The sequence below is a fragment of the Micromonospora okii genome (genome assembly GCF_020884795.1).
Lineage (GTDB): Bacteria > Actinomycetota > Actinomycetes > Mycobacteriales > Micromonosporaceae > Micromonospora > Micromonospora okii.
Window position 1 is genome coordinate 15,979 of the sequence record NZ_BBZF01000030.1, and the last position, 19,909, is coordinate 35,887.

Genomic DNA, 19,909 nt, shown 5'->3' on the forward strand with positions numbered 1-19,909 from the left:
ACCGGCGTGGGACGCCGCCTTCCCGCGAGGGCGGGAGTGGCCGGATCTCGCCGGGGTACTGACCGGACATGGTGGAGCTGGACGCGATCGTGGTCGGGCAGGTGGCCCGGGACCTGGTCCTACTGGTGGACGAGGTGCCGGGCCCCTCCGGCACCGCCCCCGTGCGGCGGAGGCGGGAACTGCTCGGCGGCAAGGGCGCCAACCAGGCGGTCGGGCTGGCCCAGCTCGGCGCGCGGCCGGGCCTGCTCGGCGTGGTCGGCGACGACGAGGTCGGCGAGCGGCTGCTGGCCCAGGCCCGTGCCGACGGCGTGGAGGTCGACGCCGTGCTGCGCCGCGCCGGCACCCCCACCGGGCTGATCGTCGACCTGGTCGACGCGCGGGCCCGCTGGCGGTACGTCGAGGACCTGCCCGAGCCGACGCTGCTGACCGAGGCGGACGTCACCGGCGCGGCCGACGCGCTGCGCGCCGCGCGGGCGGTGCTCGTGCAGCTCCAACAGCCTCCGACGGCGGCCCTCGCGGCGGCCCGGATCGGCCGCGAGGCCGGCCGGCTCGTGGTGCTCGACGGCGCGCCCGCCGACGACGACACCGCCGACGAGCTGCTCGCCAGCGCCGACGTGCTCCGGGCCGACGACAGGGAGGCGGGGCTGATCGTCGGCGACCCGCCGAAGGACGCCGAGGCCGGGCTGCGCGCCGCCCGCGAGCTGCGCGACCGGGGGCCGGCGTTGGTCGCGGTCGAGGTCTCCGGCGAGGGCAACGCGTTCGCCTGGCCCGGCGGTGAGCTGTTCGTGCCGCTGAGCGAGACCCGCACCGTGGACACCACCGGCGCCGGCGACGCCTTCGTCGCCGCGCTCACCGTCGGCCTGCTGCGCGACGAGCCGCGCGAGCGGATCGCCCGGTACGCCGTCGCGGCGGCCGGGGCCACCGTCGGCCACCCCGGCGGCCGTCCCGCTCTGACCCCGGAGGCGATCGAGGAGCAGCTCGCCCGCCTCCCGGCGCGCTGATCCGCGCCTGAGACGGATCAGCCAGCGGCCCCACGGCGTCACCGGCGGTGTTCACTGCACGAGCAGGAAGACCAGCGAAGCTGCGGCCAGCGCCAGGTAGCCGGCGGGAACGGCAATGTTGTGGTGTACGCGGGCGCGCAGGTGCGCGGCGACCGCTCCGATGAAGAACAGCACCAGACCGGCCGCCGCGGCGACGCCGATGGGCCGCAGCCCCAGCAATGCGAGAACCAGTCCGACCGCCCCGGCCGCTTTGAGGGTGCCCAACAGTGGCAGCCAGGAGGGTGGGACACCGACTTCAGCGGAGTTCGCCAGGACGAACTGGGCTCGTGCGAAGTCAGCGACCGCGACACCGAGGTTCGCGGCGATCGTCAGGAGGATCACGACTGCGCCTACAGTTTGCATGCCGGTTCCTTCACCCGAACATGCGGTAGTCGCCGAGAATCTCCACCTGTTGAGGCGTCGGGGCCGCTCCGACGGCCCATTTCGCCACGGTGGCTTGCAGGCGCCGAGCGGCCGCCATGCCTGGTAACGGGTTCTCCACGCCCTCTGCCAGCTCGAGAAGGGCGATGAACTCGGTGGTGCCGGCACGGCGCAGATAGGCGTACCGGACGCCGTCGGGCTCCTCGGCCCGCACGGCGGCGAAGGCGGCTTCGACCGCTTCGACGACGTCGGTGACGCCCTCGTCAGCGAGTTCGTAGCGGATCATCAGAACAGGCATGACTACTCCGTGGTGGGGATGTCTGCGAACGGGGTTTCCGCTGTCTCCAGCTCACCGCAGTGCCCAGCGCACGTCCAATACCTGAATCTATAACCTGTCGGCATGGATGTGGACACCCGGTTGCTGCGTTACTTCGTCGCCGTCGCGGCCGAAGGCAACCTCACCCGTGCTGCGCACCGGCTCCTGGTGTCCCAGCCCGCGCTCACGAAGCAGATCAAGCAGCTTGAGGCGCTGCTGGGCGTCACGCTGTTCGTGCGGTCCCGGGCCGGGATGGCGCTGACCGAGCCGGGTCGGACGCTGGCGCAGCGCGCGCCGGCGGTGCTCGCCGCAGTGGACGAGGCAGTACGGGGGACGAAGGGCACTGCCAGCCGGGTTGCCCGTGTCCTGCGGGTCGGGTTCCTGCCCAGTGCCACGAATGAGGCGACCTCCCACATCGTCGCCGCCTTCACGGACCGTCGGCCCGGCTGGCGCGTCGAGATGCGCCAGGCGAGCTGGTCGGATCCATCCGGCGGGCTTGCCGGCGGCGAGGTCAACGTCGCCCTGGTCCGGTTGCCGTTTCCCGGTCAGGACCGGCTGCGGATCGAGGTGCTGCTCACCGAACCCCGCTGTGTCGCGCTCCCCTCCGCGCATCCCTTCGCCAACCGCGACCGGATCGCCTTCCGGGAACTGCGGGACGAGCCGTTCGTGGCGGCCCGACCCGAGCCGGGCTGGTGGCGCGACTACTGGCTGGCCACCGACGAACGTGAGGGCCACCCGGTCCGTGTCGGCGCCGTCACGGATCAGCCCGACGAGTGGCTCAACGCGGTCGCGAACGGCTACGGCATCGCACTGGCGCCGGCCTCCGCCGCGTGCTTCTATGCCCGTCCCGGCGTCGTCTACCGGGCGGTGCTGGGCGTCAGCCCGACCCAGATCGGTGTGGCGTGGACACCCTCAGCCGACGGCGACCCGGCCATCCGTGACTTCATCCGCTGCTGCATGGACAACCGCCCCCTGCACTGACGAGGGGACCAGTTGACTTCAGACGGTGGCGTCCCGGCCCGTGGGGATGTCTCGACCTGTCGGGTTTCGCCGCGGACTGCCCGGGCCGCGTCCCGCCTCCGCCCGCCGCCGACGCGACGGCTCAACCGGTGAGCAGCAGCGCGCCGACGGACGCGAGGGTGGCCGCCACGGCCAGCACGGAGCTGGCCGCCACGAACCGGCCCACCGGCACGGTGATCCCGGCGGCCCGGCACCGCTCGTACCAGAGCAGGGTGGCCAGGGACGCCCACGGCGTGACCAGCGGCCCCACGTTCGTGCCGACCAGCAGGGCGAGCAGCCGGGTGACGTCGCCGGCAGGCAGCGCCGCCTCGCCGGCCACGTACGCGGGCAGGTTGTTCACCACGTTGGCCAGCAGCGCGCCCGTGCCCCCGGCCCGCAGCGCGCCCAGCGCCCCGCCGTCCGGGCCGAGCAGCGCGCCGACGAGGTCGTCCAGGCCGTGCCGGCCGAGGGTCTGCACCACCAGGAAGAGCCCGGTGACGAGGAGGAGCAGCCGCCACGGCACCAGCGAGGGCCGCAGCGTCGCCCGGGACCGCACGGCGAACCCGGCCAGCACCAGCGCGGCGGCCGCCGCCGAGGCGATCCCGATCTCCACCCCGGCGACGATTCCGGCGACGAGGAGCAGGCAGCCGGCCAGCGCGGTCCGGTAGAGCACCGGGTCGGCCGGGACGGGCCGGCGCGGCGCGACGAACCGGTCCGCCCCGCGTCGACCCCGCCGCCAGTACGCGACCCACAGCAGCGCCGCCGTGACGCCGATCGCGGCGAGCTGCGGCAGCGCCATCCGGCCCGCGTACGGCAGCGGGTCGAGGCCGACCCGGTCGGCGGCGAGCAGGTTGGTCAGGTTCGACACCGGCAGCAGCAGGCTGGCCGTGTTCGCCAGCCACACCGTGGTCATCGCCAGCGGCAGCGGCGGCATCCCGAGGCGGCGCGCCAGCGCCAGCATCACCGGGGTGAGCAGGACGGCCGTGGTGTCCAGGTTCAGCGCGATCGTGGTGACCGAGGCGAAGCCGACGCAGAGCGCGAACAGCGCCGGGTAGCTGCCCCGCGCCACGATCGCCAGCCGGGTGGCCAGCACGTCGAACACGCCGGCCACCGCGGTCAGCTCGGCCAGCACCACCACCGTGCCGAGGAAGAGCAGCAGCGGCAGGACGCGCTCCAGGGTGGCCACCGTCTCGGCGCGGGGCAGCAGCCCCGTCAGCGCGCAGGCCGCCCCGAGCAGGGCCAGCGCCAGCGCCACCCAGTCGAGCGGGTGCAGCCGACCGAGGCGGTCGGGCAACCGACCCAGCCGGCCCCACCGCCCCAGCGGGCCTGACGGCCGGTCCGGCGGGCGGGGCCGGCGCGCCGGTTCCCTCGTACGACGGGCCGGGCTCACCGGGTGTCGGGCGGCGACCGTGGAGCGTTCGGCCGGGGCCGACGCGCGCGGCGTCGGGGCTGCCGGGGGCGACGGGTGCGGTGCCGGGGCCGAGGCGGGGGCCGTCGGGGCGAGGTGCGGCGTCGGGATCGACGGGTGCGGCGTCGGGGTCCGGGCGTGGCGGGCCGGGGCGGGCGGCTCGTCGCCGTCGGGGGTCACGGAGGCTGATCCTGCCACGCCGGCCCGCGCCCGTCGCCGGCTCGGTGTGCCCCTGTGACCGGACCCTCCCGCCGCAGCCGGTTAAGAAGGGGCCCCTCCACCACCGAATGCGTTAACAAGGGGCCCCTCCTTTCCGGCCGGCCGGGTGGTGGACAGCAGTCGATGGGTGGCCTAGCGTTCGCCGCATCATGCGTAGGACATTCCTCGGCGCCGGCCTGGCCCTGCTGCTCGCCGTCGCCGCCTGCTCCGGCCCCACGTCCACCGCCGCCCCCGGGCCGACGTCCGGCGGCCCGTCGACCGGGGCGCCGTCAGCGTCGCGGCAGAGCCCCGCCGAGGTCGAGCGGACCCTGGCCAGCCTGCGCCGGGTCGACGACCTGCCGATGTGGGAGATGACCTACGTCGGCGACTACGACCCGACCGTTGGCACCGACGCCGCGCCGCCCAGCCCGTTCGGCTGCTCGCTCTTCGCCGCGTGGGGCGACCCGGGCCGCCCCCTGTTCGCCCGCAACTTCGACTGGGAGGCCAACCCGGCGCTGGTGCTGCGCACCGACCCGCCGGACGGGTACGCCACCGTCTCCCTGGTCGACATGTCGTACCTCGGCGTCGGCGACGACCCGACGGGGGACCGCCGGCTGCTGGACGCGCCCCTGCTGCCGTTCGACGGCATGAACGAGCGTGGCCTCGCCGTCGGGCTGGCCGCCGACGACGCCGCCACCGCCCGGCCCGTGGCGGGGAAGCCGACCGTCGGCTCGGTGCGCATCCTGCGACTGGTGCTCGACCAGGCCGCCACGGTCGACGAGGCCGTCGCCGTCCTCACGCGGCACAACCTCGACTTCGAGGGCGGCCCGCCCCTGCACTACCTGCTCGCGGACGCCAGCGGGACCTCGGCCGTGGTCGAGTTCGTCGACGGGGCGATGCGGGTGGAGAAGGGGCGGGGGAGCTGGCAGGCGCTGACCAACGTGCCGGTCATCGACGTACCCGAGGAGCGTCGGCGCGCCGACCACCGCTACGGCCTGCTCGCCGCCGCCCTGACGAAGGCCGGCGGGGTGGTCGACGACCGGGCGGCGCTGGAGCTGCTCAACGACGTCCGTCAGGGCCACACCCGCTGGTCGGTCACCTACGGCCTGCGCAGCGGCGACATCCACCTGCGCACCGCCAGGGGCACCGAACGCGCGTACCGCCTCCCGCTCACCCTGCCGTAGCGCGTGGCGGACCAGGGCCCCGGCGGTTCCGTGGCGGAGGCGCGGTAACGAACTTTGGTACGAGACGGCCCCTCCCGAGGGCCGTCTCGTACCAGGATCCGCTGGGCGCCCGGGACAGCAAGGGCAGAGCGGTGGGCCGGACCCGGGAGGAGTCCCGGGGCCGGCCCACCTGCCCCCTGGGTCAGCGCTTGGTCGGGTCGAAGGTGTAGTCCACCCCGCCGACGTCGTACCGCTCGCCCTCCTTCTGGAGCGGCCCGACCTGGACCACCTGGAGAGTCTGCGGCCGCTGGAGCACCTGGCTCGTCGAGAAGCTCAACTTCAGCACCGGGCGCTCGTCGGGGTTGATCAGGATGCCCCGGATCTGCGCCTTGTTCGGGTCGAGGATCTCGACGGCCGACCTGTCGATCACCCGGATGTTCTCACCCTGCCCGCCGGCCTGCCGCCAGCGGTCGAAGAGCTCGGGGCCGAGGTCGGCGACGATCTTCACGCCCGGCACCGGCTCGGCGAGCGGCCGGAACGCCAGGTCGAACCGCGCCGGCACGTCCAGGGCGTTGGCCAGGGCGTACGGGCGGACCGAGATCGGGCCGGGGGTGGCCGCCGGGACGGTGTTGGCGTTCTTCCAGGCGATGTTGTTGTTGTACTGCGTGTTGACCGACGTCGCCGTGCCCTCGAAGAGCATCGGGTCGGTCGGCGACTCCCAGCGCACCAGGAGGCAGAAGTGCCCGATCGACGGCACGTTGGGCCAGGCGATCGAGGTGGTGGTGACGCCCGCCGTGACCGGGATGGACGGCGTCGAGCCGATGGGCGTCCAGTGGGCCGGCCAGTTCGCGCCGCCGCCGGAGGTGGTGTAGTACACCTTCAGTTGGCCGGTGCTGGTGCCGGAGCCGTACGGGCCGTTGTTCCGCAGTTTCACGAAGATGTAGCTGGTCGATCCGACGACCGGATTCGTGGACGCCGCGCACTCGACCGCGGTGGGGCAGATCTTGATGTCCGGGCTGTTGAAGAAGGACGAGTAGATCGAGCCGTGCGGCTCGTATCCGGCGTCGCTCGCGATGTCCTTGATGAAGACGTCGGTGCGGGCGGGGGCCAGGCCGGCGGACTCGACGGCGGCCGTGGCGGTGCCCCCGGTCGAGAAGGCCAGCACGGCGGCCAGGGCAGCGCCGAAGAGCAGCCGCGCGGTGCGCGGACGGGAGCGGGTGCGTGCGATTGGCATGCTGATTCCCTTTCGACTGGCGGTGGTGGGCCGAATGGCGAACAATGGCTCGCACGACCCGGCCCGATTACTGTAGGACAACGGTCGGGGAAAACGAAACAGTCAACATTGTCGATTGCTGAAAAGGCGTCCGCATATGCCGGGGAGGTGGCAATTCCCGAATACGGCGGAACGTGGCTGAAGAAATCGCGCGGCGGTATGTATCAACGGGGTCGGAACGCGCTCCTGTACGCCCACACGCGCCGCCGGGCCGGACGGGCGCGCCAGCCGTCGGCCGCCGGCCCGTACGCTGGGTGACCGTGAAGCGGACACTGTTCGGCCGGCGGCTGCGCAGCCTGGCCTTCGACCTGGCGGTCTCCGGCTTCGTCGCGCTGTTCGGCCTCGCCGGGGCGGCCAACCAGGTGGGCGACGACTGGCAGGTCATCGGGGTCGGCATCGCGATGGCCGGGGCGCTGCTGTTCCGGCGCGCGTACCCGTCGGCGGTGGCGGCGGTGGTCGCCGTGCTCGCCCTGGCGCAGGTCGCCGCCGGCTGGGGGCCGCTGCCCTACGACGTCGCCGTGCTGATCGCCCTCTACAGCGTGGTGAAGTACGCGGACCGGCTGCGCGACGGCATCCTCGCCGGGGTGGTCGCCGGGGTCGGGGTGGTGCTGGCCGCCCTCCAGGTCGAGAGCACCAGCCCGTGGTGGATGTCCGCGATCTGGTTCGGCATGTGCACGGTCGCGGTGTGGCTGATCGGGCTCAACGTCCGCACCCGGCGGCTCTACGTGGTCAGCCTCGAGGAGCGGGCCGTCACCCTGGAGCGCGAGCGCGAGGCCGAGGCGCGGGCCGCCGTCGCCGAGGAGCGCACCCGCATCGCCCGGGAACTGCACGACGTCGTGGCGCACAGCATGGCCGTGATGATCGTCCAGGCGGACGGCGCGCGGTACATGCTCGACCGGGACCCGGAGACGGCCCGGGAGGCGGTGCGGGTGGTGGCCGACACCGGCCGGCAGGCGCTGGAGGAGATGCGGCGCCTGGTGGGCGTGCTGCGCCAGACGAGCGCGCCCGAGCCGGGCGGCGTGGTGTCGGCGGGCCTGTCGGCGGAGCCGGCGCACCAGCGCCCCGCGTTGGTGGGGCTGCCCGAGCTGCTGGACCGGTTCCGGGCGGCCGGGCTCCGCGTCGACTGGACCGTCACCGGCGAGCCGCCGGCGCTGCCGCCCGGCCTGGAGCTGACCGTGTACCGGGTGGTGCAGGAGGCCCTGACCAACGCCCTCAAGCACGCCGGGGTCGGCGCGAGGGTCACGCTGAGCCTCGCCCACCCGCCCGACGCGGTCGTGGTCCGGGCCGTCGACGACGGCCGTGGCCGGCCGGTGGTCCGGCCCGCGCCGTCCGGCGGGCACGGCCTGGTCGGCATGCGCGAGCGGGTGGCGGTGTACGACGGCAGCCTCACCGCCGGGCCGGGGCTGGCCGGGGGGTGGCAGGTCGAGGCGCGACTGCCGCTACCGTCGCACACCGGGACGGAGGTGGCGGCATGACGGTCCGCGTGGTGATCGTGGACGACCAGGCCCTCGTGCGGGCGGGGTTCCGGATGGTGCTGGACTCCCAGCCGGACCTCACCGTGGTCGGCGAGGCGGTCGACGGCGCGGACGCGCTGCGGGTGCTCGGCCGGGTCGAGGCCGACGTGGTGGTGATGGACGTCCGGATGCCGACCATGGACGGCGTGGAGGCCACCCGCCGCATCTGCGCCGGCCGCCCCGGCGACCGGCCCCGCGTGCTGGTGCTGACCACCTTCGACACCGAGGCCGACGCGTTCGCCGCGCTCCAGGCCGGGGCGAGCGGCTTCCTGCTCAAGAACGTCCCCCCGGAGGAGCTGCTGGCCGCGATCCGGGTGGTGGCCGAGGGCGACTCGGTGGTCGCCCCGTCGATCACCCGCCGGCTGCTGGACCGCTTCGCCGGGCAGCTCGGCCCCGGCCCCGCCGCCGACCCCCGGCTGACGCAGCTCACCGAGCGGGAACGGGAGATCCTGCTGCTGGTGGCGCAGGGCCTCTCCAACGCCGAGATCGCCGCGCGGGTGCACGTCGCCGAGGCGACCGTGAAGACCCACGTCGGCCGCATCCTGGCCAAGCTCCGGCTCCGCGACCGGGTGCAGGCCGTGGTGCTGGCGTACGAGAGCGGGCTGGTCACCCCCGGCGGCTGACGGGCGGTACGACCTGAGGCGTACGGGACCGCCCCGTCGGGGCGACCTACGGCGCAGGAGGGTCGAGCGCGCGGGTGGACGCGGACGCCGGGCCGCCGCCCATAGCGTCGGAGGCGTTCCAGCCACCGACAACGGGGAGCCCCGCCGTGTCCGTCCCACCCCCCGCGTTCGCCGCCGCCGGCGTCGCGGTCACCGCCCGCGGCCTGCGCAAGGAGTACGGCTCCGGCCAGGCGCGCGTCGTCGCCCTCGACGGCGTCGACGTCGACTTCACCGCCGGCCGGTTCACCGCCATCATGGGCCCCTCCGGCTCCGGCAAGTCCACTCTCCTGCACTGCCTCGCCGGCCTGGACCGGCCCAGCGAGGGAACCGTGCGGATCGGCGACGCCGAGCTCGGGCGGCTCGACGACAAGCGGCTCACCCTGCTGCGCCGGGACCGGGTCGGCTTCGTCTTCCAGAAGTTCAACCTGCTGCCCGCGCTCACGGCCGAGGAGAACATCACGCTGCCGCTGGCCATCGCCGGCCGCCGCCCCGACCCCGGCTGGCTGGGCCAGGTGGTCGCCGCCGTGGGGCTGGCCGACCGGCTGCGGCACCGGCCCGCCGAACTCTCCGGCGGCCAGCAGCAGCGCGTCGCCGTCGCCCGCGCCCTGATCACCAAGCCGTGGGTGATCTTCGCCGACGAGCCGACCGGCAACCTCGACTCCCGCTCCGGGGCGGAGGTGCTGCGGCTGCTCCGCGAGGCCGTCGACGCCCTGGGGCAGACCGTGGTCATGGTGACCCACGACCCGGTGGCCGCCAGCCACGCCGACCGGGTGGTGTTCCTCGCCGACGGCCGGCTGGTCCGCGAGCTGACCGCGCCCACCGCCGAGGCGGTCCTCGACACCCTGGCCCACCTCGACACGGCCCCGGCCGGCGCGGGGGCGGTGACCGGCCGATGATCCGGCTGACCCTGCGCAGCATGCGGGCCGACGCGCTGCGGCTGCTGCTCTGCGCGCTGGCCGTGGTGCTCGGCGTCGCGTTCGTCGCCGGCACCCTGATCTTCACCGACGGGATGAAGCGCGGCGCGTACGAGCGCGCGGGCACCTTCGACCGGCACACCGACGCCGGCGTGTACGCCGAGCGGGACCCCCTCCCGCCCGCTCTGGTCGAGAAGGTGCGCGCGGTCGACGGGGTCCGCGCCGCCGCCGGCGAGCTGACCGGCACCGCCGGGGTGCTCGGCTCCGACGGCCGGCCCGTCCTCGGCTTCGCCGTCCTCGCCGCGATCCCCACCGAGACGGCCCTCCAGTCGTACGACGTGGTGGCCGGGCGGCTGCCACAGCGCCCCGGTGAGCTGGTCCTCGACGCGCCGACCGTGGCCGAGGAGGGGTTCACCCTCGGCGCGCCGGTGAAGGTGGGCGGCAGCGGGGGAGCGGCCCGCCCGTACACCCTGGTCGGCACGGTCGACGTGGCCGGCACCTCCCGGGACGTCGGCGGGCCGTTCATCGGCCTCACCGGCCCCGACGCCCTCGCGGTGACGGCGGAGAAGGGCTACGGGCGGATCATGGTGGCCGCCGAGCCCGGCGTGCCGGTGGCGGAGCTCGCCGACCGGCTGGCGGCGGTGGCCGGTCCCGGCGTGGACGTGAAGGACCGGCAGGGGCTCCTGGACGCCGCCGTCGACGACGCCGTGCGCGACCTGGAGCAGTTCAACCTGTTCCTGCTCACCTTCGCGGCGGTGGCCGTGCTGGTGGCCGGGTTCGTCATCGCCAACACCTTCGCCATCGTGCTCGCCCAGCGCGCCCGGCGTACGGCGCTGCTGCGGCTGGTCGGCGCGACCCGGGGGCAGGTGTTCCGGGCGGCGCTGCTGGAGGCGACGGTGACGGGGCTGACCGCGTCGGCGCTCGGATTGGCGGCCGGCGTGGGCCTCGCCGCCGGCCTGCGCGCCGCGATGGCCGCGTTCGAGGCGCCGATCGGCGGCGGGCTCGCCGTCACCGCGCCGACCGTGCTGCTCTGTCTGCTGCTCGGCACCGCCGTCACCGCCGGCGCCGCCGCCGTCCCGGCGTGGCGGGGCACCCGGATCGCGCCGGTGGCCGCGCTCACCGACGCGGCGGTGCAGCCGTCGAGCCGGGCCGGCCGGGTCCGGCTGGCCGCCGGGGCGCTCGTCTTCGCCGCCGGGGCGGCCGCGTTGGTCTCGGCGGGGTTCGCCGGCCAGGTGTGGCTGGTCGCGGCCGGCGGGGTGCTCACCTTCTTCGGCATCGTCCTGTTCGGCCCGGTGCTGGTGCCGGCGCTGGTGCGGGTGTTCGGCGCCCCGGCGCGCCGCCTGTTCGGGGCGACCGCCGCGCTCGCCGTGGCGAACGCCGTGCGCAACCCGCGCCGCATCGCCGCCACCACCACCGCCCTGGTCATCGGCATCGGTCTGGTCTCCGCGTTCGTGGTGGGGGCGAGCAGCGTCAAGTCCGGCATCGAGCGGGCCGTGGACAAGCAGATCGGGGTGGACTTCGTGGTGACCGGCATCGGCGGGAACGTGCCACCGACCCTCGCGGCCGAGCTGGCCGCGCGTGGCGAGCTGGGCGCCGTGCACGAGCAGCGCAGACGGATCACCGGCGGCGTCGAGCTGCGCTCCGCGCACCCGGCGCTGGTCGGGCGCACCCTGACCGGTGTGGACGCCGGCGACGTCGGTCGGCTCGGGTCTGGCCGGGTGCTGGTGCACCGGGAGCTGGCCCGGGACCGGGGCTGGGCGGTCGGCGACCGGATCACGCTGGCCGGGCGGCAGTTCACCGTGGCCGCGGTGGTGACCGCCGGCGGGTCCGTGTTGGCCGGCAGCTCCGTCCCGGTCGGGCACGTGGTCGACCTGGCGGACACCGACTTCACCCGGCTCTTCCCGGCCGAACGCGGCTTCATCGTCGAGGCCGACCCGGCCGCCGGGGTTCCCGCCGAGCGGGCGCGGCAGGCCATCGAGTCGGTCGTGGCCCGCTACCCGACGGTCAACCTGATGGACCAGGCGGCGTACAAGAAGATGCTCACCGGCACGGTCGACATGCTGCTGGCCTTCGTCACCGCGCTGCTCGGCCTGGCCGTGTGCATCGCGCTGGTCGGGGTGGCGAACACGCTGAGCCTGTCGGTGGTGGAGCGGTCCCGGGAGAACACCCTGCTGCGCGCGCTCGGGCTGACCCGGGGCCGGATGCGGGCCATGCTCGCCGTCGAGGCGGTGCTGACGGCGCTGGTCGGGACGGTGCTCGGGGTGGGCCTCGGCACCGGGGCCGGGGCAGGGGCGGTGGCGGTGGTCGACCGCATCGGCGGCGACTTCACGCTGGTGCTGCCGTGGGGCCGGCTCGGGCTGATCCTCGCGGTGGCGGTGCTGGCCGCGCTCGCCGCCTCGATCCTCCCGGCCCGCCACGCCCTGGGGGGAAGGAAGGGCCCCGCGTTAACGCTTTCGGTATAGGAAGGGCCCCTTCCCAACCGGCCGGCCCGGCGGGCCTCTTCCCGAGGCGTCCGCCGGGCCGGCCGGCCGTTCAGAGGCGCTCGACCGTCGGGCCGTGGCACCGGTTGCGGGCGTCGAAGACGTACCGGGCGTGCCGCGCCACCAGGTCGTAGTCGAGGCAGTCGTGGTCGGTGACCACCACCACGGCGTCGGCCTCGCGGACCTCGCGCTCGGTCAGCCCGACCACGGTCACCCCACCGGGCAGGTGGTGCGGCTCGACGTACGGCTCGACCGCCCGCACCCGCGCGCCGAGGGCCTGCAACCGGCGGGCCACGTCGACGGCGGGGGAGTCGCGCACGTCGCCGGTGTTCTTCTTGTACGCCAGCCCGAGCAGCAGCAGCCGGGCCCCGCTGACCGCCCGCCCGGCCCGGTTCAGCCCGTTCATGATCCGCTGGGCGACGTGCTCCGGCATCTCGTGGTTGACGTCGTTGGCCAGCTCGATGAACCGGAACTGCCGCCCCAGCCGGCGCTTGACCTGCCAGGAGAGGTAGCACGGGTCGATCGGCAGGCAGTGTCCGCCGACGCCGGGACCGGGCCGGAACGGCATGAACCCGAACGGCTTGGTCTCGGCCGCCTCGATCGCCGCCCAGACGTCGATGTCGAGGTGGTGGCTGAGCATGGTCAACTCGTTGATCAGCGCGATGTTGACCTGGCGGAACGTGTTCTCGATGAGCTTGGTCAGCTCGGCCACCCGGGTCGAGTCCACCGGCACGGTCCGCTCCACCAGCCGCCGGTAGAACGCGTCGACCCGGTCCCGGGACGCCGCGTCCACCCCCGAGACGACCTTCGGGGTGTTCTCCAGCCTCCAGACCGGGTTGCCGGGGTCGATCCGCTCGGGGCTGTAGCCGAGGTGGAAGTCACCGGGGGCGGTCAGCCCGCTGGCCGACTCCAGCAGCGGCCGGAGCAGCTCCTCGGTGGTGCCCGGGTAGGTGGTCGACTCCAGCACCACCGCGCAGCCGGGCCGCACGTACGGGCCGATGCCGACCCCGGCCTGCTCGACGTGGCTCAGGTCGGGCACGCCGTCGCGCAGCGGGGTCGGCACGGTGATGACGCAGATGTCGAAGCCCTCGGCGTCGGCGTACTCGGTGCTCGGGTGGTACCGGCCGCTGCCCAGGGCCCGGCCGAGCCGGTCGGCGGGGATGTCCTCGACGAAGGACTCGCCCGAGGCGAGCCGCTTGACCCGCTCGGCGTTGACGTCGAGGCCGACGACCTCCATGCCCGCCTCGACGGCCCGTACCGCCAGCGGCAGGCCGACGTATCCCTGCCCGATGACGACCAACTTCTCAGCGCTCACGCGTGCTCCCGCAGCAGACGACGGATCGTGCTCCTCGTCAGCGTAAGTGAGCTTCTGTGTTTTAAGTCCGATTTGAGAAAGGCGTGGCGGGTGGGAAAGCCGCGACCCCGGCCGGGATCGGGTGATCCGGGCCGGGGTCGGTGGAGGCGGGGCGTCAGTTCTCGTCGTCGAGCGGCGGGTCCGCCGGGGTGCTCGCAGTGGTCGGCGGCGGCTCCTCCGGGGTGCTGGCCGTGGGGGTCGGCTTGACCGGCGGGGCGGTCGTCGGGACCGGCTTCTCCGACGGCCTCGTCGACGGCACGCCCGACGGCTGCGGGCCGGGCGACCCGCTCGGCGTCGGGCTCGGCGTCGCGCTGGCCGGCGCCGAGGTCCGCCCCGGGCCCGGCCGGTACGTGCGCTCCTGCTCGACCACCGACTCCTCGGTGGCGCCCACGTCGTCGGTGCGCGGCGTCGGCACGGCCGCGGGCGCGGTCGGCTTGAAGTTCGTCGCGGGCGCTTCCTTGTCGCTGGACATGCCCAGGGCCGCACCGAGCGCGGCCAAGGCCACCAGCACGGCCGCGAGCGCGCCGACCAGCGTCCCGCGCCGGCCGGCGCGCCCGATGGTCGACTGCCCGGCGGCGGCAGCCGGCAGCACCGGCGGCAGGTCGTCGCGGGTGGTGCCGCTGGCACCCGCGGGGCGGGCGGCGGTTGGCCCGCGCAGCGCGACCGGTACGACGTTCGTCGGCGCCGAACCGTCCGCGATGGTGGCCCGCGCGGCCTCGGCCATCTCCGTGCCCGTGGCGAACCGCTCCGCCGGATCCTTCGCCAGGGCCCGGAACACCAGCTCCCGCACCGGCGCGGGGATCTCCTGCGGCAGCTCCGGCGGCTCGTCGTCCAGGTGCCGCACGGCCACCTGCAACGGGTTGTCGCCGGTGAACGGCGGCCCGCCGGTCAGGCAGCAGTACGCCACCGCGCCGAGCGCGTAGATGTCGGTCGCCCCGGAGACCGGTCGCCCGGCCGCCTGCTCGGGGGCCATGTAGAGCGCGGTGCCCGGCACCGCGTTGGCGCTGGTGATGCTGGTTACGTTGGTCGACCGGGCCACCCCGAAGTCGACCAGCACGACGGTGCCGTCCTCCTGCACGAGCAGGTTGCTCGGCTTGACGTCGCGGTGCACGATGCCGCCGACGTGCGCCGCGTGCAGCGCCTCGGCAGCCTGGGCCACGATCGACATGGTCTCCGCCACGCCGAGCTGCCCCGCCGCCTCGATCCGCCGCGACAGCGGCTCGCCCTCGACGAACTCCATGACCAGGTAGTCGGCCCGCCCGCCGTCGGCCAGGTCGTCCTCGCCGCAGTCGTAGACCTGCACGATGCCGGGGTGCCGCAGGGCCGCCATGATCCGGGCCTCGGCGCGGAACCGGGCGATGAAGTCGGGGTCGGAGACGAGCGCGGGCAGCAGGACCTTGACCGCGACCCGTCGGCCGAGGATCTGGTCCGTGGCCCGCCAGACATCGCCCATGCCGCCGGTGGCGACACGGTCGTCCAGGCGGTACCGCCCGCTGAGCACGACTCCCGAAGACAACACGTCAATACCGTACCCAGATCGGCCGCGGAGCACTTCTCGCGATACCGCCGGAGTGGATCGGCGCGCGCCACGGGCCGGGGCAGCGAGACGGCGGGCGCACCCGCTAGGGTGTGATCATCTAGCGACGAGCAGTCACGCCTTTTGCTGTGAGGAAGCTGTGGCCTGCGCGAACCGCGCCGGTCGCGGCGGGCCTGCCCGACCTCGGTCGACGGGGCGCGCGGGGTTGCCGTAGTGCCCTCGGCGTGCCGCATCACCGAGAGATACTTTTCACATTCCGCCTCGGGAGTCTTGACTTGTTCGCCCGCCCCACCGCTCACCGCGCGCTCGAGCGCCTCGGTCCCGCGCATCGGCCGGCGGGAGCGGCGTGCCCGTGAGCGATGAGCTGGAAGAGGCGGTCGCGGCGGCACAGGCCGGCGACGAGGAGGCCTTCCGTTTCCTCTACCGCAGCCTGCAACCCGGGCTGCTGCGCTACCTGACCGCGTTGGTCGGGCCGGACGCGGAGGACGTGGCCTCGGAGACCTGGCTCCAGATCTCCCGCGACCTCTCCGGCTTCGTCGGTGGCGAGTTCCGGGCCTGGGCCGTCACCATCGCCCGGAACCGGGCGCTGGACCAGCTGCGCCGGCAGCGCCGTCGCCCCTCGCTGCCGGTGCCGGCGCAGGTGCTGGACGACCTGCCCGGCAACGCCGACACCGCCGAGCGGGCCGGCGAGACCCTGGGCACCGAGGCCGCGCTGGCGCTGATCGCCACGCTGCCGCCCCGGGAGGCCGAGGCCGTGCTGCTGCGCGCGGTGATCGGTCTGGACGCCGAGAGCGCCGGCCGGGTGCTGGGCCGGCGGGCCGGCGCGGTGCGCACGGCCGCCCACCGGGGTCTGCGCCGGCTCGCCGCCCTGCTGCGGGGCCCGGACGCGCCCCCGGCCACCAGGGCGCACCCGACGCCGCCCCGCCCCCGGGCCGCCCGGCCGGCCTCCGGCGCGCCGCAGGCCGAGCCGGCGGACGGCTGACGTGAGGGACAACCGATGATCATGCGGCAACCCGGCCGGCCGGACCGGCAACCCGCCCGGCCGACCGACCGGGCGGAGTCCGACCGGCTCCTCGACGCGGCGCGCGGGCAGGGGCCGGCCACCGGCACGCCCGACCCCGCCGGCTGGTCCGCCTCCACCGGCTTGGCTGCCCCCACCGGCCTGCCCGACCCCGCAGACCGACCGACCCCCACCGGCCCGACCGACCCCGGCGGCCGACCCGCCTCCACCCCCGCCGACCCGCTGGCCCGCCTGCTCGCCGCCGCGGCGGCCCCGGCCCGAGCCGGCGAACTCGCCGGGGAGGAGGCGGCGCTGGCCGCGTTCCGGGCCGCCCGGGCCGCCCCCGCCCCCGGGCCGGCTCCCCGCCGGCGCCGCCTCACCGTCGCGGCGCTGGCCTGGCTCGGGGCGCTGGCCGCCACCGCCACCGCCGGCGTCGCCGTCGCGGCGGTCACCCTGGACCGCGAGGCACCCGACCCCCGGCCCGTGCCGAGCACCGCGCCGGCCGATCCCACCCGCCCGGCCCCCGCGCCCTCCGGCCCGGCCGCGTCGTCGCCCGCGCCGGGGGCCGGCGCGCCGTCCCCGGCCACCCCCGACCGGTCCCCGAGGCCCGGCCCCGGCGCGCCGGATCGCCCTGACGCCCCACAGGTGCGCGGGCTGTGCCGGGCGTACCTGGCGAAGCCGGCCGCGCGGCGCGACCGGGCGCTGGCCACCCCGGGGTACGCGCCCCTGGTGGCCGCCGCCGGCGGCGCGGACCGGGTCGAGGAGTTCTGCCTGCGCCTGCTGCCCGACGCGCGGCCCGCCGGCCCGCCCAAGGCCCGGCCCTCCCACGCCGGCCGCCCGACGCCCGAGGAGGACCGTCGGCCGGGCCGCGACAACGGCCGCCCCGGCGCGAACGCGGCGTGACACTGTGACAGCCGCGGACGCCGCCTGACCTGGAAGCAGGCGCGCAGGCGGAACGACCTGGAAACATCTGTTACGCCAGAACGAGCGGATTCCCTCTGCTAGACAGAAAATGGTCGCAGCGCGGACGCCGGGTCCGGAACCTCCGGCGAGGCGTCCGCCGATTTTGCTCCCAGCCCCGCGAGGGAGGGAACGCTTCGTGGTGACGTCACCGGAACTGGACCGGACGGCTCCGATCCGTGGGGTGGAGGACGCGGTCCGACACATCGCCCGGATCTGCTTCAAGACCGGCCCGCCCGTCCACACCGGCCTCGAACTGGAATGGACCGTGCACGACGCCGCCGACCCCGCTCGCCCCGTGGAGACCGAGCGGCTCCGGGCGGCCCTGGGGCCGCACAGCCCCGCCACCATCGACAGCTCCGGTCCCGCCGCCCCGCTGCGGCACGGGGGCGCCGTGACCGTCGAGCCCGGCGGCCAGCTTGAGATCTCCACCGCGCCACGCTCCTCGCTCGCCGCGCTGATCGACGCCACGAGCGACGAGATCGCCCAGGTGACCCGCCTGCTGCGCGCCGCCGGCCTGGTGCTCGGGCGCACCGGCATCGACCCGTGGCGCACCCCCCGGCCGACCGTCGACACCCCCCGCTACCGCGCCATGCGCAGCGTCTTCGACCGGCACGGCCCCGCCGGCCGGACCATGATGTGCAGCACCGCCGGCCTGCAGGTCTGCCTGGACGCGGGCGAGCCGGCCCACCTCCCGGCCCGCTGGGCGGCGGCGCACGCCGTCGGCCCGCCGCTGCTCGCCGCGTTCGCCACCGCCGGGCGTCACGCCGGGCGGCACACCGGGTGGGCGTCCGCCCGGATGGCGACGTGGCTGGGCATCGACCCGGCCCGGAGCCGCCCGGTCTGGTCGCCGGCCGACCCCGACGCCGACCCGGTCGCGGCCTGGGCGGCGTACGCGCTGGCGGCCCCGCTGCTCTGCCTGCGCTCCGGCGACGGCGACTGGACCCCGCCGCCCGGGGTGACCTTCGCCGACTGGGCCGCCGGGGCGCTGTCCCGCCCGCCCACCGCCGACGACCTGGACTACCACCTGGGCACGCTCTTCCCCGTGGTCCGCCCCCGGGGGTACCTGGAGCTGCGCTACCTGGACGCCCAGCCCGGCCGGGACTGGACGCTGCCGCTCGTCGTGCTCGCGGCGATCTTCGCCGACCCAGGCACGGTCGCCCGCGCCACGGCGGTCGCCGCGCCGGTGGCCGACCGGTGGTACGTGGCGGCCCGGCACGGCCTCGCCGACCCGCCGCTGGCGCGCGCCGCCGCCGGCCTGCTCGACCTGGCGCTGGCCGCCCTGCCGGGGCTCGACCTGCCCGACCGGCTGCGCGAGGAGACGACCCGAGGACTGCGGCGGCGGCTGGCCGCCACGGAGAGGGGATCGCAGTGACGACCATCGACGAACTCGGCGCGGAGCGGCTGCGCGACCGGATCGCCGGCGAACTGGAGCGCGCCCGGGCGCGCACGGCCCTGCTGACCGAGGCGGTCGACGACGCCGACCTGACGCGCCAGCACTCGCCGCTGATGTCCCCGCTGGTGTGGGACCTGGCCCACATCGGCAACCAGGAGGAGCTCTGGCTCGTCCGCGACGTCGGCGGGCACGAGCCCGTCCGCCGGGACATCGACGACCTGTACGACGCGTTCAAGCAGCCCCGCCGGGACCGGCCCGCGCTGCCGCTGCTGCCGCCCGCCGAGGCCCGCGCCTACGTGGACACCGTGCGGGACAAGGTGCACGACCTGCTCGGCCGGGTTCCGTTCACCGACCGGCCGCTGGTCGCCGACGGGTTCGCCTTCGGCATGATCGTGCAGCACGAGCAGCAGCACGACGAGACGATGCTCGCCACCCACCAGCTCCGGGCCGGCCCGCCGGCGCTGCACGCCCCGCCCCCGCCCGAGCCCCGGGCCCGGGTCGCCGACGAGGTGCTCGTGCCGGCGGGGGAGTTCACCATGGGCACCTCCACCGACCCGTGGGCGCTGGACAACGAGCGCCCCGCGCACACCGTGCGCCTGCCCGCGTACGTCATCGACGCCGCACCGGTCACCAACGGCCGGTACCGGGAGTTCATCGACGCCGGCGGCTACGATGATCCGCGCTGGTGGGGTGAGGCCGGCTGGCGGCACCGCACCGAGGCCGGGCTGACCGCGCCGATGCACTGGCGGCGCGACGGCGACGGGTGGGCGTACCGGCGCTTCGGCCGGTGGTCGCCGGTGCGCGACGACGAGCCGGTGGTGCACGTCTGCTGGTACGAGGCGCGGGCGTACGCGGCCTGGGCCGGCAAGCGGCTGCCGACCGAGGCCGAGTGGGAGAAGGCCGCCCGCTGGGACCCGGCGACCGGGCGGTCCCGTCGCCACCCGTGGGGCGACGAGGAGCCGACCGCCGAGCACGCGAACCTCGGGCAGCGGCACCTGTGGCCGGCGCCGGTGGGCGCGTACCCGGCCGGCGCGTCCCCGCTGGGCGTGCACCAGCTCCTCGGCGACGTCTGGGAGTGGACCTCCAGCCCGTTGCGGGGGCATCCCGGCTTCGCCGCGTTCCCGTACCGCGAGTACTCGGAGGTGTTCTTCGGCGACGACCACCGGGTGCTGCGGGGTGGCTCGTTCGGCACGGACCGGGCGGCCTGCCGGGGGACGTTCCGCAACTGGGACTACCCGATCCGGCGGCAGATCTTCAGCGGCTTCCGCTGCGCCCGCGACGCCGGCCCGGAGGAGTCGCACCCGTGACGGCCGC

The 19,909-nt window shown here is 75.5% G+C and carries 17 protein-coding genes; 11 read left to right on the plus strand and 6 right to left on the minus strand.

The window, feature by feature from the left end; all coding sequences use genetic code 11:
- Positions 1 to 68 precede the first annotated feature (68 nt).
- On the plus strand, positions 69 to 1,001 hold the full coding sequence (locus tag LPU43_RS27195) for a PfkB family carbohydrate kinase (RefSeq protein WP_229403399.1): 933 nt from the start codon (positions 69 to 71) through the stop codon (positions 999 to 1,001).
- A gap of 51 nt (positions 1,002 to 1,052) precedes the next feature.
- On the opposite strand, the gene LPU43_RS27200 is transcribed toward LPU43_RS27195, so the two are convergent.
- Positions 1,053 to 1,382: a DoxX family protein gene (locus LPU43_RS27200; protein ID WP_229403400.1), complete on the minus strand. Its 330-nt coding sequence runs from the start codon at positions 1,380 to 1,382 to the stop codon at positions 1,053 to 1,055.
- Positions 1,383 to 1,413: 31 nt separating this feature from the next.
- Positions 1,414 to 1,719: a hypothetical protein gene (locus LPU43_RS27205; protein ID WP_229403401.1), complete on the minus strand. Its 306-nt coding sequence runs from the start codon at positions 1,717 to 1,719 to the stop codon at positions 1,414 to 1,416.
- Positions 1,720 to 1,821: 102 nt separating this feature from the next.
- Here LPU43_RS27205 and LPU43_RS27210 point away from each other — a divergent pair, with 102 nt between their 5' ends.
- Complete coding sequence (locus LPU43_RS27210) at positions 1,822 to 2,718, plus strand: LysR family transcriptional regulator (protein WP_229403402.1); 897 nt, start codon at positions 1,822 to 1,824, stop codon at positions 2,716 to 2,718.
- A 121-nt stretch (positions 2,719 to 2,839) separates the two neighbouring features.
- Here LPU43_RS27210 and LPU43_RS27215 read toward each other — a convergent pair whose 3' ends face one another.
- Entirely contained in the window at positions 2,840 to 4,324 is a 1,485-nt protein-coding gene (locus LPU43_RS27215; RefSeq protein ID WP_229403403.1) for an SLC13 family permease, read from the minus strand.
- 188 nt (positions 4,325 to 4,512) lie between these two features.
- Here LPU43_RS27215 and LPU43_RS27220 point away from each other — a divergent pair, with 188 nt between their 5' ends.
- The gene (locus tag LPU43_RS27220; RefSeq protein ID WP_229403404.1) at positions 4,513 to 5,526 is read left to right on the plus strand and encodes a linear amide C-N hydrolase; all 1,014 of its coding nucleotides are present in this window, start codon (positions 4,513 to 4,515) and stop codon (positions 5,524 to 5,526) included.
- A 181-nt stretch (positions 5,527 to 5,707) separates the two neighbouring features.
- On the opposite strand, the gene LPU43_RS27225 is transcribed toward LPU43_RS27220, so the two are convergent.
- Positions 5,708 to 6,739 carry a hypothetical protein gene (locus tag LPU43_RS27225; protein ID WP_229403405.1) on the minus strand — a complete coding sequence of 344 codons (1,032 nt, stop codon included), beginning with the start codon at positions 6,737 to 6,739 and terminating at the stop codon, positions 5,708 to 5,710.
- 293 nt (positions 6,740 to 7,032) lie between these two features.
- On the opposite strand from LPU43_RS27225, the gene LPU43_RS27230 reads away from it, so the two are divergent.
- From LPU43_RS27230 to LPU43_RS27245, 4 genes are all read left to right on the plus strand, one after another.
- A complete protein-coding gene (locus tag LPU43_RS27230; protein WP_229403406.1) occupies positions 7,033 to 8,253 on the plus strand; it encodes a sensor histidine kinase in 1,221 nt (406 codons plus the stop codon).
- On the plus strand, positions 8,250 to 8,915 hold the full coding sequence (locus LPU43_RS27235) for a response regulator (RefSeq protein ID WP_229403407.1): 666 nt from the start codon (positions 8,250 to 8,252) through the stop codon (positions 8,913 to 8,915). Before LPU43_RS27230 ends, LPU43_RS27235 begins: the two co-directional genes overlap by 4 nt.
- A 146-nt stretch (positions 8,916 to 9,061) precedes the next feature.
- On the plus strand, positions 9,062 to 9,850 hold the full coding sequence (locus LPU43_RS27240; protein WP_229403408.1) for an ABC transporter ATP-binding protein: 789 nt from the start codon (positions 9,062 to 9,064) through the stop codon (positions 9,848 to 9,850).
- Positions 9,847 to 12,330, plus strand: a complete 2,484-nt coding sequence (locus tag LPU43_RS27245) for an ABC transporter permease (RefSeq protein WP_229403409.1) — start codon at positions 9,847 to 9,849, stop codon at positions 12,328 to 12,330. Before LPU43_RS27240 ends, LPU43_RS27245 begins: the two co-directional genes overlap by 4 nt.
- Before the next feature lie 70 nt (positions 12,331 to 12,400).
- Here the strand turns inward: LPU43_RS27245 and LPU43_RS27250 are convergent, their stop codons facing one another.
- On the minus strand, positions 12,401 to 13,663 hold the full coding sequence (locus LPU43_RS27250) for a nucleotide sugar dehydrogenase (RefSeq protein ID WP_229403410.1): 1,263 nt from the start codon (positions 13,661 to 13,663) through the stop codon (positions 12,401 to 12,403).
- 154 nt (positions 13,664 to 13,817) lie between these two features.
- Complete coding sequence (locus LPU43_RS27255) at positions 13,818 to 15,221, minus strand: serine/threonine-protein kinase (RefSeq protein WP_229403411.1); 1,404 nt, start codon at positions 15,219 to 15,221, stop codon at positions 13,818 to 13,820.
- A 370-nt stretch (positions 15,222 to 15,591) separates the two neighbouring features.
- On the opposite strand from LPU43_RS27255, the gene LPU43_RS27260 reads away from it, so the two are divergent.
- The 4 genes from LPU43_RS27260 (at position 15,592) to egtB (ending at position 19,902) form a co-directional block, all read left to right on the plus strand.
- On the plus strand, positions 15,592 to 16,221 hold the full coding sequence (locus LPU43_RS27260; RefSeq protein ID WP_229403412.1) for an RNA polymerase sigma factor: 630 nt from the start codon (positions 15,592 to 15,594) through the stop codon (positions 16,219 to 16,221).
- 15 nt (positions 16,222 to 16,236) lie between these two features.
- Positions 16,237 to 17,142, plus strand: coding sequence for a hypothetical protein (locus LPU43_RS27265; protein WP_229403413.1), 906 nt, complete (start codon positions 16,237 to 16,239; stop codon positions 17,140 to 17,142).
- A 196-nt stretch (positions 17,143 to 17,338) separates the two neighbouring features.
- Positions 17,339 to 18,574 carry an ergothioneine biosynthesis glutamate--cysteine ligase EgtA gene (egtA, locus tag LPU43_RS27270; protein WP_373321835.1) on the plus strand — a complete coding sequence of 412 codons (1,236 nt, stop codon included), beginning with the start codon at positions 17,339 to 17,341 and terminating at the stop codon, positions 18,572 to 18,574.
- Positions 18,571 to 19,902 carry an ergothioneine biosynthesis protein EgtB gene (egtB, locus tag LPU43_RS27275; protein ID WP_229403414.1) on the plus strand — a complete coding sequence of 444 codons (1,332 nt, stop codon included), beginning with the start codon at positions 18,571 to 18,573 and terminating at the stop codon, positions 19,900 to 19,902. The genes egtA and egtB overlap by 4 nt, the downstream gene beginning before the upstream one ends.
- The last annotated feature ends 7 nt before the right edge of the window (positions 19,903 to 19,909 follow it).